The organism is Corynebacterium kutscheri (genome assembly GCF_000980835.1).
Classification (GTDB): domain Bacteria; phylum Actinomycetota; class Actinomycetes; order Mycobacteriales; family Mycobacteriaceae; genus Corynebacterium; species Corynebacterium kutscheri.
Genome location: NZ_CP011312.1, coordinates 892,286 through 905,824 on the forward strand (window position 1 = coordinate 892,286; position 13,539 = coordinate 905,824).

The following is a 13,539-nucleotide window of genomic DNA, read 5'->3' on the forward strand; positions in this document are numbered from 1 at the left end:
ACTTTAAAAATGGTTAAGCTTCAGGAACGATAAGTGGCCCACCAGCGCAGGGATCCTCGATAATCCTAGAACGCAAGCCAAAAGCGTCAAAAAGCGCAGTTTCATTAAGTATGTCTTTTGGCGAACCATGGGCAGCTAACTGCCCTTTTTGCATAATAATTAATTCGTCTGAATAGCGTGCAGCTAAATTAAGATCATGGAGTACCATAACAATGGTTTTTCCCTGAGTTTTGTTAAGCGTGCGCACTAAGTCAAGAACTTCAATGCTGTGCGCTAAGTCGAGATATGTAGTGGGTTCATCGAGGAAAACAATGTCGGTATCTTGGGCAAGAACCATGGAAATCCATACTCGCTGACGCTGACCGCCAGAAAGAGAATCGGCACTGCGCTCGGCAAAATCACTAATACCAGTGAGCTCTAAAGCCTTATCGACGGCTTCTGAATGGCTTGGTGACCACTGTTGTAACCAGGTTTGATGTGGATGCCTGCCACGGGCGACCAAATCTGCCACAGTTAGCCCCGGTGGGGCGGTAGGAGATTGCGGAAGCATGGAAATTTTGCGAGCAAGCTCTTTATGCTTATATGAGGATAATTCTTGACCATCAAGGGTGACACTGCCGGCTTGAAGCGGTAAAAGTCGTGATAGGCCGCGCAGCAGTGTCGATTTTCCGCAGCCGTTCGCGCCAATAATTGTTGTGACTTTCCCATTAGGGATGTCAACAGTGACATCTTTATTAATCACGGTCGAGTCATAGCCCACAGAAATATTAGTGGCGCGAAGACGGGCTGATTCCAACATGGTTAAGCGAGGTGTTCCTTTAATGAGTCACGGATAATGGTGGCCGATAAATAAGAGGCATTGGTGTACCAGGACTCGTAATCAACCTCAACTGCCTGGTTGTTATTTACCGCGTTAAGCGTGCTCCAGGTAGAAGTAGTAGTTGGGTCGGTAGCACCATCTTGTATTCCGTAGAACAACCAATCGGCATCGGCTTCAGAGAGCTGTTCTGCAGAAATATTCACCCCGGCAGTATCAGTAAACTGTTGGGAACTAGGACGGTTGAGCTTGCAATCGGCAGCAACGGTACCGGCCATGGAATTAACACCATAGACTTGGAATGCGTCATCTTTGGTGCGCAGGAAGCTCACGGTAGGTACTGTGGTAAGGGAATTGCCGAAAGTGCTACATTCGTCTTCATAAGAAGCGATAAGTGCTTCGGCTTCAGATTTTTTACCTACTGCTTCGGCAATGGTAACAAAATCTTTCTTCCAATTTTCACCACCACCAGATCCGGTAACCACAGGTGCAATCGTTTTAAGCTGGTTAAGAATAGCCTCATCGGTACGATCATTGGCACAGATAAGCGTTGGGTTTAAACTAGCGATTGTTTCTAGCTCTGGGTTAGCACGTACGCCACAGTCTGTAATGGAATCAAGGTCGAAATCACTACCAAAAGCATCGCGAAGATACTCATTGATTACCTGACCACCCTTAGCCTTGGCTGCACCTACTGGTAAAATTCCCAGGGTAAGCATATTGTCCAATTGGCCAGTGTTGAGGACTACGATGCGTTGCTCATTAGCTGCTGTGGTACTGCTTTTTGCTGCGGAACTACTGGTACTAGAGCTGTTGGTAGAAGATCCAGAGTTGGAACATGCTGCAAGAGCTGCTGCACCACCGGCAAGAGCCAATCCGAGAAAACCACGGCGAGTTGTGGTGTGGGTGAAAATCTGGTGGATATTTTTACGCATAGGGGACATCTTAACTTAGGTTATTCTTTTCTAACTAATTCTTTTGGTTTATGTATTACACTTTTGTTTGATTTTTAACTCATTCAATTAGATGTTTGCTGGTTATAACAGGGCTTTGATGTGGTGGTTGTATACGTCGTTAAGCCTTGCTGGAATTAATTGTGATTAAGTAAAGCTATGACCAGCATTTATCGACTGTGTATCTTGGATTGGCGTAACAGGAGCCAAATCAGGAATGGACCGCCAAGAGCAGAAGTGACAATGCCTACTGGCACTTCCCAGGGAAATAGGCTGCGAGCTAGTAGATCGGAACTAATGAGCAAGAAGCCACCCATTGCTGCAGACAAAGTAATAGGTGGTGCACCGACTTGAGCGAGTCGGGCGGCAATTTGCGGGGCAACAAAAGCAACAAAACCAACTGGTCCTACTGCAGAGACCGTGATAGCAGCTAAAGCTACCGAAATTATAAGTAACAATGTATTAACACGTTTTAGTGGCACGCCCAGACCGAGAGAAGCATCGGTGCCAAGCTCTAAAATAGGGAGGTGGATGCTGATACGAATAAGAACAATAAGTGCAATAATCAGGGCAATTAATGTTGGCCAGAGGTGTTCAAAAGTGCGCCCGTTAATGGTGCCAATCATCCACACTTTAGCAGCGGCTGCTGTATTAAGATCAGTAGCAGCCAACATATAGGTGATCACTGCTTGTAAGGCAGCATTAACCCCAATTCCTACTAATACCAGGCGGAACATATCCAGCCCGCTGCGTACTGATAGTAGCCAAATAACAGCAGCAGTAAACAAACCACCGATTACTGCGGCAAGTGGAATACCGACATAAGTAGTAATTGCACTACTTGCGCCACCATTAAAGACCATAAGTGCTACGGCAGCACAGGTAGCTCCACGGCTAATGCCAAGAATATCGGGGCTGGCAAGACCATTTCGAGCAATGCGCTGAGTGATTGCGCCAGAAATGCCCAAGGCTGCGCCAATAGTAACTGCGACCAGTGCGCGGGCAAGACGCCATTGAATAATGACAGTACGTTCCAAAGGTGTTCCGCCACCGCTAAGAACAGCAATTATTTGGTTAAACGACATAGGAAAATCGCCAGTCAGTAAGCTAATAAGCCATACGACAAAGCATGCGATCAAGATGAAGGCAGTAAACAAGCTGGTACGCCGGTGTACTAAAAAGCTGATTGAACCTAGTGAAAGGTTTTTTATTTGGCTCATAGAGATACCATCTTTCGATTGCGCACAAGCCAAATAAATACTGGTGCACCAAGAAGAGCAATAACAATACCGGCTTGTAGCTCACCAGGACGCATAACTAGACGGCCGATAATATCTGCGGCAAGAAGTGTTACTGCGCCGGTTAAGGCAGAATAAGGAAGAATCCACCGATAATCTGGACCGGTAATCGAACGAGCAATATGCGGCACCATCAGGCCAATAAAACCAATCGGGCCGGCAGCGGCCGTGGCTGCACCAGCAAGAAGCGTAATGGTAATAAGTCCCATAAAGTTTGCTCGTACTACATTAGTTCCTAAAGCTTGGGCGGTTTCTGCGCCAAGGCCTAAAACATTTAAAGTAGGGCCAGAAAGCAACGCCAATATTGCGCCGATAAGAATAGGCACTAAGGCAGGAATAATAATGTCAAAACCTCGACCAGTGACCGAACCAGCTTGCCAAAAACGCAGCGTATCAAGTGCATTAGGGTCGATATAAACAATACCGGAGGTGATCGCAGAAAATGATGCTGAAAGTGCTGCGCCAGCTAGTACTAGCCCAAGGGTGTCACCTTTTCCAACCGAAGTGGAAGATATTCCAAAAACTAATAGTGAGGCGAGACCAGCGCCTAAAAATGCTAACCATAGGTGTGCAGTTATTGTATTAAGGCCAAAAAGAAAGATACCAGCAGCAACAAAAAGAGCTGCTCCACTGGAAACACCTAACATGCCTGGATCTGCAAGTGGGTTGCGGGTAAGTCCTTGGATAACTGCACCTGCTAGTCCGAGGGCTATTCCGATAAGGATAGATAAAATTGTTCGAGGAATGCGCAAACTAGCGATAATCCCTGCGGTATCAGCAAGGTCGCTCTCCATTCCGTTTGTGATTAACTGCGGGACATTGGTGTGTCCGAAAAGAATATCTAGAGCATAAGGCCAGGCTTGGTTAATGGTGGCTAGGTTGGTTGCTTTTGCACCGAGTACCATTGAACAGATACATAACAGTGTCAGACTGAGCATAAGTGCCAAAAGGCCGAGGGCTTTTCGACGCCCTGAGGTGCCACGTCGACGGGTGGTGGCAGGTGCATGGCCGCGTTCTGCGGAAGAAATCATGAGTATAGGCTATCTTTAACGGTCTTATTGGGGAAAATTGTGATAGCTCTAATGCGATAAAATTAACAGTTTTTTATGTAATAAATGCGTAGTGAGTTGTTTTCCTGGTTGGGAGTACATACTGCTTAAGATCAAAGAAAAACGAGGTAGTTTTTAAACGCTATTGTTGTGGGCTGACAAGAATTTAAACGTACTGCATGAAGTATGGATTAAGCAGGTGAAATAAATAATTTAATATTTGGATGGTGCTAAAAAATTGATAAGAGCTAGGGAAATAGTAGTATTGCCGTCATGCGTTTTGGACGAATTGCAACCCCGGATGGTTTAAGTTTTTGTGTTGTTGAGGGAAAACAAGGCCAAGAAGTATGTCGAGCCATTGCTGGTACCCCCTTTGAAGAACCAGTTTTTACTGGAAAAGAATATAAGCTCAGCGAGGTTCGTGTGCTAGCTCCTATGTTACCGTCGAAAATTGTTGCCGTTGGTCGCAATTACGCTGACCATGTAGCCGAGGTATTTCAAAAGAGTGCAGAACATTTGCCACCAACATTATTTCTTAAGCCGCCAACAGCAGTTGTTGGCCCAGAAGCTGCGATTAAAATCCCACCTTTTGCTACTAATGTTGAATTTGAAGGTGAATTAGCAGTTGTTATTGGCCGACCATGTAAAAATGTTAAGGCTGCAGACTGGAAATCTGTAGTACTAGGATTCACCATCATTAATGATGTCTCTTCTCGCGATCTACAGTTTTCTGATGGTCAGTGGGCGAGAGCAAAAGGTATTGATACATTTGCGCCACTTGGCCCGTGGATTCAAACTGATATTGATTCTATTGATACGAGTAACCTGCCGATTAAGGCTCATTTAACCCACGATGGAGTAACTGAGACCAAGCAGGATTCTAATTCTAATCAGATGATTAAAACTGTTGGTGAATGCATTGAGATGATTACTCAATCCATGACCTTGCTGCCAGGTGATGTTATTTGTACCGGTTCGCCGGCAGGTACCGCAGAAATGGTTCCGGGGGATTATATTGAGATCGAGATTCCTGGTATCGGTAAACTAGGTAATCCAGTTGAAGCCGGATAAGAATTAGTAAAAACAAAACTGCGTAGCTTGGCATAAGGTACGCAGTTTTTGCTTTTCGACGCCTAATGTTATGAGCTACCTTAAGTTAGTCGGATAAAACTTAGATCTTTAATCCGAGTGCTTTGGCGATCGTACGTAATTTCGCAGATGTTTCTGCCACCTCAGCGTGAGCATCAGATTCAGCAACAATTCCACCGCCTGCCCAGGCGCGAGCATGGGTTCCTTCAGCATTGATCTCTGCACAACGAATAGCTACCATATATTCGCCATCGCCGGTGTTATCGCACCAGCCTACGGCTCCAGCATAGAAGCGTCGATCGCCTTCAGCGAGTGCAATAAGTTCCTCTGCAGCATCGGTCGGAGTACCACAAATAGCTGGGGTAGGGTGAATAAGTCTTGCTAATTCTAGAGCCGTGTAATGAGGGTCTTTAAGGGTACCGACCACGGGAGTGGCTAGATGCCACATTTCATTAGTACAGGTGAGCTCAGGATAGTCAGGGATAGTTAAGGTACTACATAGTGGGATTAACAATCGGCGAAGATGCTCTACGACAAACTGATGCTCTACAAGGTCCTTGCTGCTGCGGCGTAGCTCTTCGCCACGCAATTTATCTTCACGTGGAATCATTGAGCGGGCAGCAGAACCTGCTAAAGGATAAGCACTAATCGTTGAGCCTTGTTTTTTAATCAGCACCTCCGGAGAAGATCCGACAAGAGTGTGTCCAAGAAAATCTTCCCCAGCAGGACTTAAATCGGCAATAAAGCCATCTTTGGTAAAAGAAAGATCAATTAATCGCGCAGCAACAAGTCGTGGATCAACCGGTGGTGAAAAGTCAATGTCGATAGCACGAGCAAGTACCACTTTTTTAAGCTCGCTGCGGGAAATAGTATCAATGGCAGCTTGTACCCGAATGTGGTGCTCTTCTATATCTGGAATAAGTTTTGCCAGCTGCGCCCGTAAAATAGCACCTGATCCGTGGCGGTAATAAGCGTGAGGTTCTAATGGACCATCTTCACGAATAATTGAAACCGGAACAGTTAATGCTGCCTTGTGGTCTCGTCGAAAAGCTAAGGCACCGACAACCATGTCAACTTTTTTTGCCCGCAATAAATCAACTGCATCGTCGATATTATCGAGGTGTTGTTGTGCTCCTTGGGTTCGCACAGAACCGTGCCCTCTAGAAAGCAGGAAATCGGGTGCGGAAGCAGGAGGTGAGCTAGACATATTTAGTCAGCATAGCGGTTTAGGCACTCGGCGTGTTATTGCGTGGGCGCGAGGTGGTTTAGGATGGTGGCTATGACTGAAGTACGCGTTCGTTTTTGTCCCTCACCAACCGGCACCCCGCACGTGGGTATGGTGCGCACTGCTTTATTTAACTGGGCGCACGCTCGACACACTGGTGGCAAACTGGTTTTCCGTATTGAAGACACTGATGCTGCCCGTGACTCTGAGGAGTCTTACCAAGCCATTATTGATTCTTTGACGTGGTTAGGCATGGACTGGGACGAAGGCGTTGTTGTTGGTGGCCCACATGAACCATACCGTCAGTCACAGCGGATGGATATATATGCAGAGGTTTTAGAAAAACTTAAAGCAGCCGGTTTCGTTTATCCTGCATATTCTACTGCTGAAGAAGTTGAGCAGCGACATAAGGCTGCTGGACGTGATCCGAAACTAGGCTACGATAATTTTGATCGTGAGCTTAGCCAAGAACAGATCGCCGCTTTTGAAGCCGAAGGTCGTCAACCAGTCTGGCGGTTGCGTATGCCAGATAAAGATTGGAAGTGGACTGATTTAGTTCGCGGTGAAATCGAGTTCAAAAATGCCACCCAGCCAGATTATGTCGTGGCACGTTCTAATGGTGCGCCACTTTATACCCTAGTTAATCCAGTTGATGACGCGCTTATGGGCATTACCCATGTTCTGCGTGGCGAAGATCTTTTGCCTTCCACTCCACGCCAGCTAGCGCTATATGAAGCATTGATCGCTATTGGGGTGGCAAAACAAACGCCTGAGTTTGGTCACCTGCCATTTGTGATGGGTGAAGGTAATAAGAAGCTCAGTAAGCGTGACCCACAGTCGAACCTGTTTAATCACCGTGATAATGGCATTATCCCTGAGGGGATGCTGAACTACTTAGCACTATTGGGTTGGTCGCTTTCTAGTGAGAAAGATATTTTCTCCATGGACGAACTGATTGAAAACTTCCAGGTTGAAAACGTTTTGGGCAACCCTGCACGTTTTGATCAAAAGAAGCTAGAAGCGATCAACGCTGATCATATTCGCCTGCTTGACCTTGACGATTTCACTACCCGTCTGCGCGAATACTTAAGCGAATACTACGATTTCCCAGAAGATTATCCAGCGGAGAAATTTGCCCTCGCCGCTGAGTTAGTACAAACACGGATTAAGACCCTTTCAGAGGCCTGGGGACTACTTAGCTTCCTAGTTACCGAAGACGAAGACCTGCTTTTCGACGAAAAGTCCGCGAAGAAGAATCTTAAAGAGACCGCAATTGAGCCTTTAGAAGTAGGTATTGCTGCTCTTGAAGCAGTAGATGATTTTAGTACGGCCAACATTGAAGCTGCACTTTCTAAAGCGCTCATTGAAGATCTCGGATTAAAACCACGCGTTGCCTATGGCGCTTTACGAGTCGGAATTTCTGGCCAAGCAGTTTCCCCACCACTGTTTGAATCCATGGAGCTTTTAGGTAAAGAATCCACGCTAAAGCGCCTCCGTTCTGCACGGGAGAAAACACCTTTTAGCACTACTGAGTAAGCCCTGAATCGGAAATCTTTTAGCTTCTTAGTTCGATGTGTATAGCTGGTTTATACCAGATATAGTTTGCTAATTGGGTCATTTTAGCCGCCATTCACCTTTTGGAAATGAATGGCGGTTTTGCATGTATTTTGATCCGTTAGTCCTGCTGCCTTTTCCTTCGCTTGTATTCCGCGTACGTCTTGGGGCCAGGTTGTTTCTTTAGCCATCGCCACTCTTGCTGAACCTCATCTCGTGTCATTTCCCTATTTACCGGGTCAGCTCTCAGATCCGTAATGAAGTTATTCATCCGTGCAGAAGGAACCTGCGGCAGCCTTCCTTCCTGATGCATGAGTTGGCTCAAGTGATCGACCACGTCTTGGTATGTAAAGACCGCGTGACGTTCCTGCTGTTTTCTCCTCCAGTCGTTGAGCCAGTACCACTGACCAGACTTCTTTTTGATGCCTGGTGAGGAACTGCGCACCGCATCGAGAAGAAACTCCTTGGTTTCCTTGTCATCCACATAGTTTCGGACCTGTTCATCCAGAACTAGTCTGTCTCTTTCTTCGCCTTTGTTTCTTGGCAAGGTCGGCTGACTAGTTGGAACAACACCTGTTTCAAGAAACGATCTAATCAGATCTTCAACCTCGAACTTTCTACGGTTTCCTACAGAAATGCCAATCTCCCGGGCAAACCGTTTCAGCTCTGCAGCGTAAAAGTAACCAGCATCGAATTCCTTTACGCTCATGTTCCGTCGCAGCGCAGCGGTACTACGATTCTTTGTTCGTTGCGCACTCAAAGGTCTTCCCCTTTCTTAGGATTCTGGAAACAGGTTTCCTTAATCATAGGAGTAAGAATCGATCGTGGGCCAAGTTCCTGGAGCATAACCGTCTCATCCTTGCAGATATTTTGCACTGGGAACATCCCTGCTCGCGAGGGGACAACGAGATTGACGACGGGGAGTTGGTCATCTTGGTCGGAACATCCCCGCTCGCGCGGGGACAACACCTAGTGGCCGCCGCTAAAGAAAACGGCAATAGGAACATCCCCGCTCGCGCGGGGACAACTACACCAACAGCCTCAAAAGCATCAGCGATACCGGAACATCCCCGCTCGCGCGGGGACAACAGTTTTAGGGTGTGGGGTAAAAAACAGTCTTGGGGAACATCCCCGCTCGCGCGGGGACAACCAAACAACGGGTTTACGACGCTGGTGTTAATGAGGAACATCCCCGTTCGCGCGGGGACAACCGACTGGGAGACTGTGGGTATCCTGTCGGAGGGGGAACATCCCCGCTCGCGCGGGGACAACAGGCGCATCACAGATCAAGATGTCGCCGACGCCGGAACATCCCCGCTCGCGCGGGGACAACCTTGCGTTCTTCATGAGCATAATTTAACTCAAGGGGAACATCCCCGCTCGCGCGGGGACAACACTTGATAACCAGTAAGAATTGGCTCTCGTTACGGATTATACAATCACTTTCTTTTGTATCTAGGTTGTGAGTTAAGTTCCATTACAAATGTATGAACAGATTCTTAGTCATGGATGTTCTCTATTTGGCATTTAGATGAAGCGGAATTTGCGATTAAAAACTACGCAAAAGATTCCTCGTTTACTTTTATGTATTATTTAGTGACTATTGCGATAAAAGTGAATATTATTAATAGTTGTGAACATATTTTTTCCGCTTCGTTGTTTTATTCATGCATTAAATGCTGCTGTGTTAAGTATTGTTCTTATCTTGAGCGTTATTCCAGTAGTTTCGGCGCAAGAAGTAGCTGATTCTATTTTGGAGGAATCAGAAGAAAATTATGTTCAAGATAACTCGGTATCCGTATTGCTTGAAGGTGCGGGTGATGTAGCTGAGGCTGAAATTATCGAGGCGCCAGTAGAGGATGCTGTTACTGTATTAGATGTGCCAGAATTGCCTGTGGTTGCTGGACAAACTATGAGTATAGAAACACTTACTGCTGACGCCATGTCGCGTAGGTATTTGCTTTCGGTACCCGTTAACTATGATTCAGGGATCGCTGTTCCGGTGTTGTTTGCATTTGGTGGTTGGAATAATAGTCCAGAGGTTTTCCGAGATTATTCCCGACTTAATGAAATAGCTGGCGAAGAGGCAATTATTGTTTATCCCGAAGGTGTTGGGCATGCTTGGGCAGGTGCACCTTATGCGCTTACTAGCCAGGAGCAGGATATCAATTTTGTTCGACAAATTATCGACGAAGTTGCGCACCATTATACCGTCGATCGTGAGCGCATCTATGCTACGGGCATGTCTAATGGTGGTGGTATGGCGGCGCTGCTTGGCTGCCATGTACCGGAACTTTTTGCCGGTATTGCAATGGTTTCAGGTGCATATTACACGCCGGTGAATCAGAATTGTTCGTCGATAAGCATTCCTAGTTTATTTATTCATGGAACTGACGACGATGTGGTGCACTATGAGGGTGGTCAGCGACATGAGGCTTATTATTTCCCTGTTGCTGAAATGTTGGCTAGTTATGCCGAACGTAATGCTTGTACTAATACGCCACCGCGAACAACTTTTGTGGGGGTTGGGGTAGAGCGTCAAGAATTTGAGAATTGTGCAGCGGAAACTCAACATATTAAAGCCCTTGGTCAAGCTCACATTTGGAATACTGAACCCAATGCGGCTTGGGAAGTTTGGTCGTTTTTAGCGCGGTAACACAGAGTGCTTTAGAGGTGTAATATGCGACTCGCGTGGGAGCGATAATTTACCTGCGGATTTGTTAGTGCAAGGTAGTTATGGTTATAGTATTCTCCGTTGTACAGCGCATTGCTTAAAGGTGTGCAAAGTAAACATTGGCCTATGGTGTAATTGGCAACACTACGGTTTCTGGTACCGTCATTCTAGGTTCGAGTCCTGGTAGGCCAGCAGTGGGAAACCACTCATCTTAGTTCTATGCCCCGTTCGTCTAGCGGCCTAGGACGTCGGCCTCTCACGCCGGTAACACGGGTTCAAATCCCGTACGGGGTACAAATGAAAACCGCGCCTTCCTTTTTAAGGGGAGACGCGGTTTTTGCTGATAAAGTGAAGATTGAGCTGATGTATTCAAGCTAAGGAAGTAGCACCGCAGTTTTAGCTGAGGTGGAGCCGTTTATGAAAGTATCCCCGCTCGCGCGGGGACAACGAAGACCTAGTACATTAGATACAGGAACATCCCAGCTCGCGCGGGGACAACTGTGCCTTTCAGATGATGGAGGCTTTCTCCCCCATGGGGGGATTACATAGTAACATTATGAAGCTAGTTTCGTAAGTCAACTAATTATATTTTAAGTAAAATTAGCATAATAATACGACATAATACTGTTGGGATTTATTTAAGTAAGCGTTTAATAATTGCCGTGTTATAGCTGGTGACCTGCGTAATTTTATAGCTACTCATCCCTAACTTACTAACAGTACACACTTTCTCCTGAAACGTTTTTTACTTTTTAGATCTTTCAGTAGTGACATGCAGATCTGTGAGGTTGTTTGATAGCACCTCATCCCAGGTTTGCGCGCCATCGCTAAGAGCGAGGCTTTTATGATTGCTATCCGTGTGAACATCTCTATGAGTTTGGAAAAATCATTATAACCATCTATATCCCAGACCGGGGTACGATCTTTTGCTATACATCTGGTCGGAACATCCCCGCTCGCGCGGGGATAACTATCTGTTTTTAACCCGCTCGCTTGATGACACGTTGAAAGGCCTGGAGTACCCGGAGGTTGCTGATCCGGTTGGGTTTGTGCAGGCACAGAAGGCGTTTCGTCGCGCGATGTGGGTGAAAGACCTTGATTCTCTTGCAGAGCGTGAGAAAGCGAAACGGAAACTGCAGGGTGTACTGAATCGGCTTGTAGTACAGCCAGCCCGCGATACTGTGGGGTTGGGTGTGTTGCAGGCCGGTACGGCGTATGCTCGTGTTGCTGAACCGGGCGCGTGCGCATTTTGTTTGATGCTTGCCGCGCGTGGTGAGGTGTATAGCGATAGTACTGTTTTTGGTGACACTGGGCGGTATCATGATAATTGCAGGTGTTTGGCCATTGAGGTAAAGAACAAATCACAGCTACCTAGGCTTAATCGTGATCTAGCTGATTTGTGGGAGGAAACCAGACAAGGCCACGGCGGAACGCTAGAGTTTAAAGATTGGCGGCATACGATCACGGCCATGCGTGAACAGTATGGCGGTGATACCGACTGGCCTAAGCTAAAATACGCGCGCATCCCTACATACCGTTACGGTGGTAAGTCTGTGGTGTTTGAGGGGGAGGAAATTACCCCCTTTGAGGAAAATGCCGGGGCATGTGCTACATGGGTGGCGTGAACACCCCGCTAGAGATGGTAGCGGTCGCCCGCATGATGAAAGCCTTGCCGATGGGCATAGGTGGGATTCTCAGCGTGAGGGCGTGTCAAAGTTTCCTAAAGCATGGACGGATCAAAAAATAGTGGATGCCGTCCGTGATACGTTGGAAAACCCTAGCTTCTATTTTGCGAAAGACACCAGAAGGGCTGTGTGGCGAGAAATAGACGGCGTACTTATTGAAGTTTCCTACGACATACTACCGGGTGGTAAAGTGGTGTTTAACACCGCGCATCCTGCGAAAACGATAAAGAAGAAGGCTAAGAGAAATGCTAACCGATCTTGAGATTTACAGGCGTGTTGATGCTATGATCCCCGTCGAAGTCGATAGAGATGATGCAGAACACGAGCTGCTTCACTGTGAGTATGAAGACGCCATAGCCGACCTCTTAACGGAGGCTTTTCTATCAGGGAAGCTCCCCCAAAATGCAATAGATTTTGTTTCGTCGGAATATAAGCACGGCACAGTCGCGATAACACTGGAGTACATAGCTGCTCAAATGAAACAGAGCGCCGCTTAATTTTTGATAGGCCTACCGGGTTTGAGCCCCGGCGGCGTGCGAGCACAACATAAGAAAACCCCATTACCACCCCCTTTTACTAGGGGATGGTAATGGGGTTTTGTGCTACCCAAAACAATTTCCCAGGAGGATACAGCTAATGGATCAGACAGAAACAACCACTAGCCAACATGAAACACCAACCCCAAACGACGTAGCAGCAAAAACTACCGAGGCAAAGAATCAGGATACACAGCCTGAGATGTTTGACCGTGAGTATGTCGAAAAGCTACGCCGCGAAGCCGCTGGTTATCGCACAAAGCTCAAAGAGATTGAGCCTCTTGCAGCGCAGTTTAAAAAGCAGCAAGAGGAAAGCAAGACCGAGCTTGATAAAGCGCTGGAGCGTATCGCTGAGCTTGAGGCTAGCGAACAGCGCAAAACCATCGAAGCCGCGCGCTCTGGTATGGCTGCCAAGCACGGGGTTCCTGTAGAGCTGCTTCCAGTAACAGCTGACAGTGAGGAGCTAGAAGCCGCCGCGCAGGCACTAGTTGCATGGGCGGAAAAGAAGACCTCTAAGGGCGCGCCAAAAGTTGATAGTGCTGGTGGCGGCTCTGTGGCTGATGATCGTGACGCAATAGCTAGAAAAAGGAACATCCCCGCTCGCGCGGGGACAACCGGTCAGTATCGACAGGCTTGAAGGGCGCGCTCGGAACATCCCC

General features: G+C 47.2%; 13 protein-coding genes, 2 tRNA genes and 1 CRISPR repeat array. Of the genes, 9 read left to right on the forward strand and 6 right to left on the reverse strand.

What is annotated here, in order from left to right; translation table 11 throughout:
- Positions 1-13 precede the first annotated feature (13 nt).
- From UL82_RS04105 to UL82_RS04120, 4 genes are all read right to left on the reverse strand, one after another.
- The gene (locus UL82_RS04105) at positions 14-799 is read right to left on the reverse strand and encodes an ABC transporter ATP-binding protein (RefSeq protein ID WP_046439156.1); all 786 of its coding nucleotides are present in this window, start codon (positions 797-799) and stop codon (positions 14-16) included.
- Between the two features lie 2 nt (positions 800-801).
- Complete coding sequence (locus UL82_RS04110; RefSeq protein ID WP_046441177.1) at positions 802-1,752, reverse strand: iron-siderophore ABC transporter substrate-binding protein; 951 nt, start codon at positions 1,750-1,752, stop codon at positions 802-804.
- Between the two features lie 188 nt (positions 1,753-1,940).
- Positions 1,941-2,990, reverse strand: coding sequence for a FecCD family ABC transporter permease (locus UL82_RS04115; protein ID WP_232009511.1), 1,050 nt, complete (start codon positions 2,988-2,990; stop codon positions 1,941-1,943).
- The gene (locus UL82_RS04120) at positions 2,987-4,099 is read right to left on the reverse strand and encodes a FecCD family ABC transporter permease (protein ID WP_046439158.1); all 1,113 of its coding nucleotides are present in this window, start codon (positions 4,097-4,099) and stop codon (positions 2,987-2,989) included. The genes UL82_RS04115 and UL82_RS04120 overlap by 4 nt, the downstream gene beginning before the upstream one ends.
- Positions 4,100-4,390: 291 nt before the next feature.
- Between UL82_RS04120 and UL82_RS04125 the strand changes: the two genes are divergently transcribed.
- Complete coding sequence (locus tag UL82_RS04125) at positions 4,391-5,188, forward strand: fumarylacetoacetate hydrolase family protein (RefSeq protein WP_046439160.1); 798 nt, start codon at positions 4,391-4,393, stop codon at positions 5,186-5,188.
- Between the two features lie 100 nt (positions 5,189-5,288).
- Here the strand turns inward: UL82_RS04125 and UL82_RS04130 are convergent, their stop codons facing one another.
- The gene (locus UL82_RS04130) at positions 5,289-6,413 is read right to left on the reverse strand and encodes an isochorismate synthase (RefSeq protein WP_046439162.1); all 1,125 of its coding nucleotides are present in this window, start codon (positions 6,411-6,413) and stop codon (positions 5,289-5,291) included.
- A 63-nt stretch (positions 6,414-6,476) separates the two neighbouring features.
- On the opposite strand from UL82_RS04130, the gene gltX reads away from it, so the two are divergent.
- The gene (gltX, locus tag UL82_RS04135) at positions 6,477-7,967 is read left to right on the forward strand and encodes a glutamate--tRNA ligase (RefSeq protein WP_046439164.1); all 1,491 of its coding nucleotides are present in this window, start codon (positions 6,477-6,479) and stop codon (positions 7,965-7,967) included.
- A gap of 139 nt (positions 7,968-8,106) precedes the next feature.
- Here gltX and UL82_RS04140 read toward each other — a convergent pair whose 3' ends face one another.
- Positions 8,107-8,694 carry an SAP domain-containing protein gene (locus tag UL82_RS04140; protein ID WP_046439165.1) on the reverse strand — a complete coding sequence of 196 codons (588 nt, stop codon included), beginning with the start codon at positions 8,692-8,694 and terminating at the stop codon, positions 8,107-8,109.
- A gap of 169 nt (positions 8,695-8,863) precedes the next feature.
- Positions 8,864-9,380: a CRISPR direct-repeat array (repeat unit 28 nt; unit sequence GGAACATCCCCGCTCGCGCGGGGACAAC).
- Positions 9,381-9,618: 238 nt separating this feature from the next.
- Between UL82_RS04140 and UL82_RS04145 the strand changes: the two genes are divergently transcribed.
- From UL82_RS04145 to UL82_RS11630, 7 genes are all read left to right on the forward strand, one after another.
- Positions 9,619-10,641, forward strand: coding sequence for an alpha/beta hydrolase family esterase (locus UL82_RS04145; protein WP_052735865.1), 1,023 nt, complete (start codon positions 9,619-9,621; stop codon positions 10,639-10,641).
- Between the two features lie 138 nt (positions 10,642-10,779).
- A tRNA-Gln gene (locus tag UL82_RS04150) sits at positions 10,780-10,851 on the forward strand.
- Between the two features lie 29 nt (positions 10,852-10,880).
- Positions 10,881-10,953: transfer RNA gene (locus UL82_RS04155), tRNA-Glu, on the forward strand.
- A gap of 632 nt (positions 10,954-11,585) precedes the next feature.
- A complete protein-coding gene (locus UL82_RS10575; RefSeq protein WP_126363835.1) occupies positions 11,586-12,284 on the forward strand; it encodes a VG15 protein in 699 nt (232 codons plus the stop codon).
- Complete coding sequence (locus tag UL82_RS11625; protein WP_046439167.1) at positions 12,253-12,606, forward strand: EndoU domain-containing protein; 354 nt, start codon at positions 12,253-12,255, stop codon at positions 12,604-12,606. The genes UL82_RS10575 and UL82_RS11625 overlap by 32 nt, the downstream gene beginning before the upstream one ends.
- On the forward strand, positions 12,590-12,841 hold the full coding sequence (locus UL82_RS04170; protein WP_046439169.1) for a hypothetical protein: 252 nt from the start codon (positions 12,590-12,592) through the stop codon (positions 12,839-12,841). The genes UL82_RS11625 and UL82_RS04170 overlap by 17 nt, the downstream gene beginning before the upstream one ends.
- Before the next feature lie 139 nt (positions 12,842-12,980).
- On the forward strand, positions 12,981-13,517 hold the full coding sequence (locus UL82_RS11630; RefSeq protein ID WP_407921685.1) for a hypothetical protein: 537 nt from the start codon (positions 12,981-12,983) through the stop codon (positions 13,515-13,517).
- Positions 13,518-13,539: the final 22 nt, after the last annotated feature.

What these genes read in the sequence shown, in the direction of transcription:
- UL82_RS04105 (WP_046439156.1), bottom strand. Translation starts at nt 799, where the DNA reads ATGTTGGAATCAGCCCGTCTTCGCGCCACTAATATTTCTGTGGGCTAT.
- UL82_RS04110 (WP_046441177.1), bottom strand. Translation starts at nt 1,752, where the DNA reads ATGCGTAAAAATATCCACCAGATTTTCACCCACACCACAACTCGCCGT.
- UL82_RS04115 (WP_232009511.1), bottom strand. Translation starts at nt 2,990, where the DNA reads ATGAGCCAAATAAAAAACCTTTCACTAGGTTCAATCAGCTTTTTAGTA.
- UL82_RS04120 (WP_046439158.1), bottom strand. Translation starts at nt 4,099, where the DNA reads ATGATTTCTTCCGCAGAACGCGGCCATGCACCTGCCACCACCCGTCGA.
- UL82_RS04125 (WP_046439160.1), top strand. Translation starts at nt 4,391, where the DNA reads ATGCGTTTTGGACGAATTGCAACCCCGGATGGTTTAAGTTTTTGTGTT.
- UL82_RS04130 (WP_046439162.1), bottom strand. Translation starts at nt 6,413, where the DNA reads ATGTCTAGCTCACCTCCTGCTTCCGCACCCGATTTCCTGCTTTCTAGA.
- gltX (WP_046439164.1), top strand. Translation starts at nt 6,477, where the DNA reads ATGGTGGCTATGACTGAAGTACGCGTTCGTTTTTGTCCCTCACCAACC.
- UL82_RS04140 (WP_046439165.1), bottom strand. Translation starts at nt 8,694, where the DNA reads ATGAGCGTAAAGGAATTCGATGCTGGTTACTTTTACGCTGCAGAGCTG.
- UL82_RS11625 (WP_046439167.1), top strand. Translation starts at nt 12,253, where the DNA reads ATGCCGGGGCATGTGCTACATGGGTGGCGTGAACACCCCGCTAGAGAT.
- UL82_RS04170 (WP_046439169.1), top strand. Translation starts at nt 12,590, where the DNA reads ATGCTAACCGATCTTGAGATTTACAGGCGTGTTGATGCTATGATCCCC.
- UL82_RS11630 (WP_407921685.1), top strand. Translation starts at nt 12,981, where the DNA reads ATGGATCAGACAGAAACAACCACTAGCCAACATGAAACACCAACCCCA.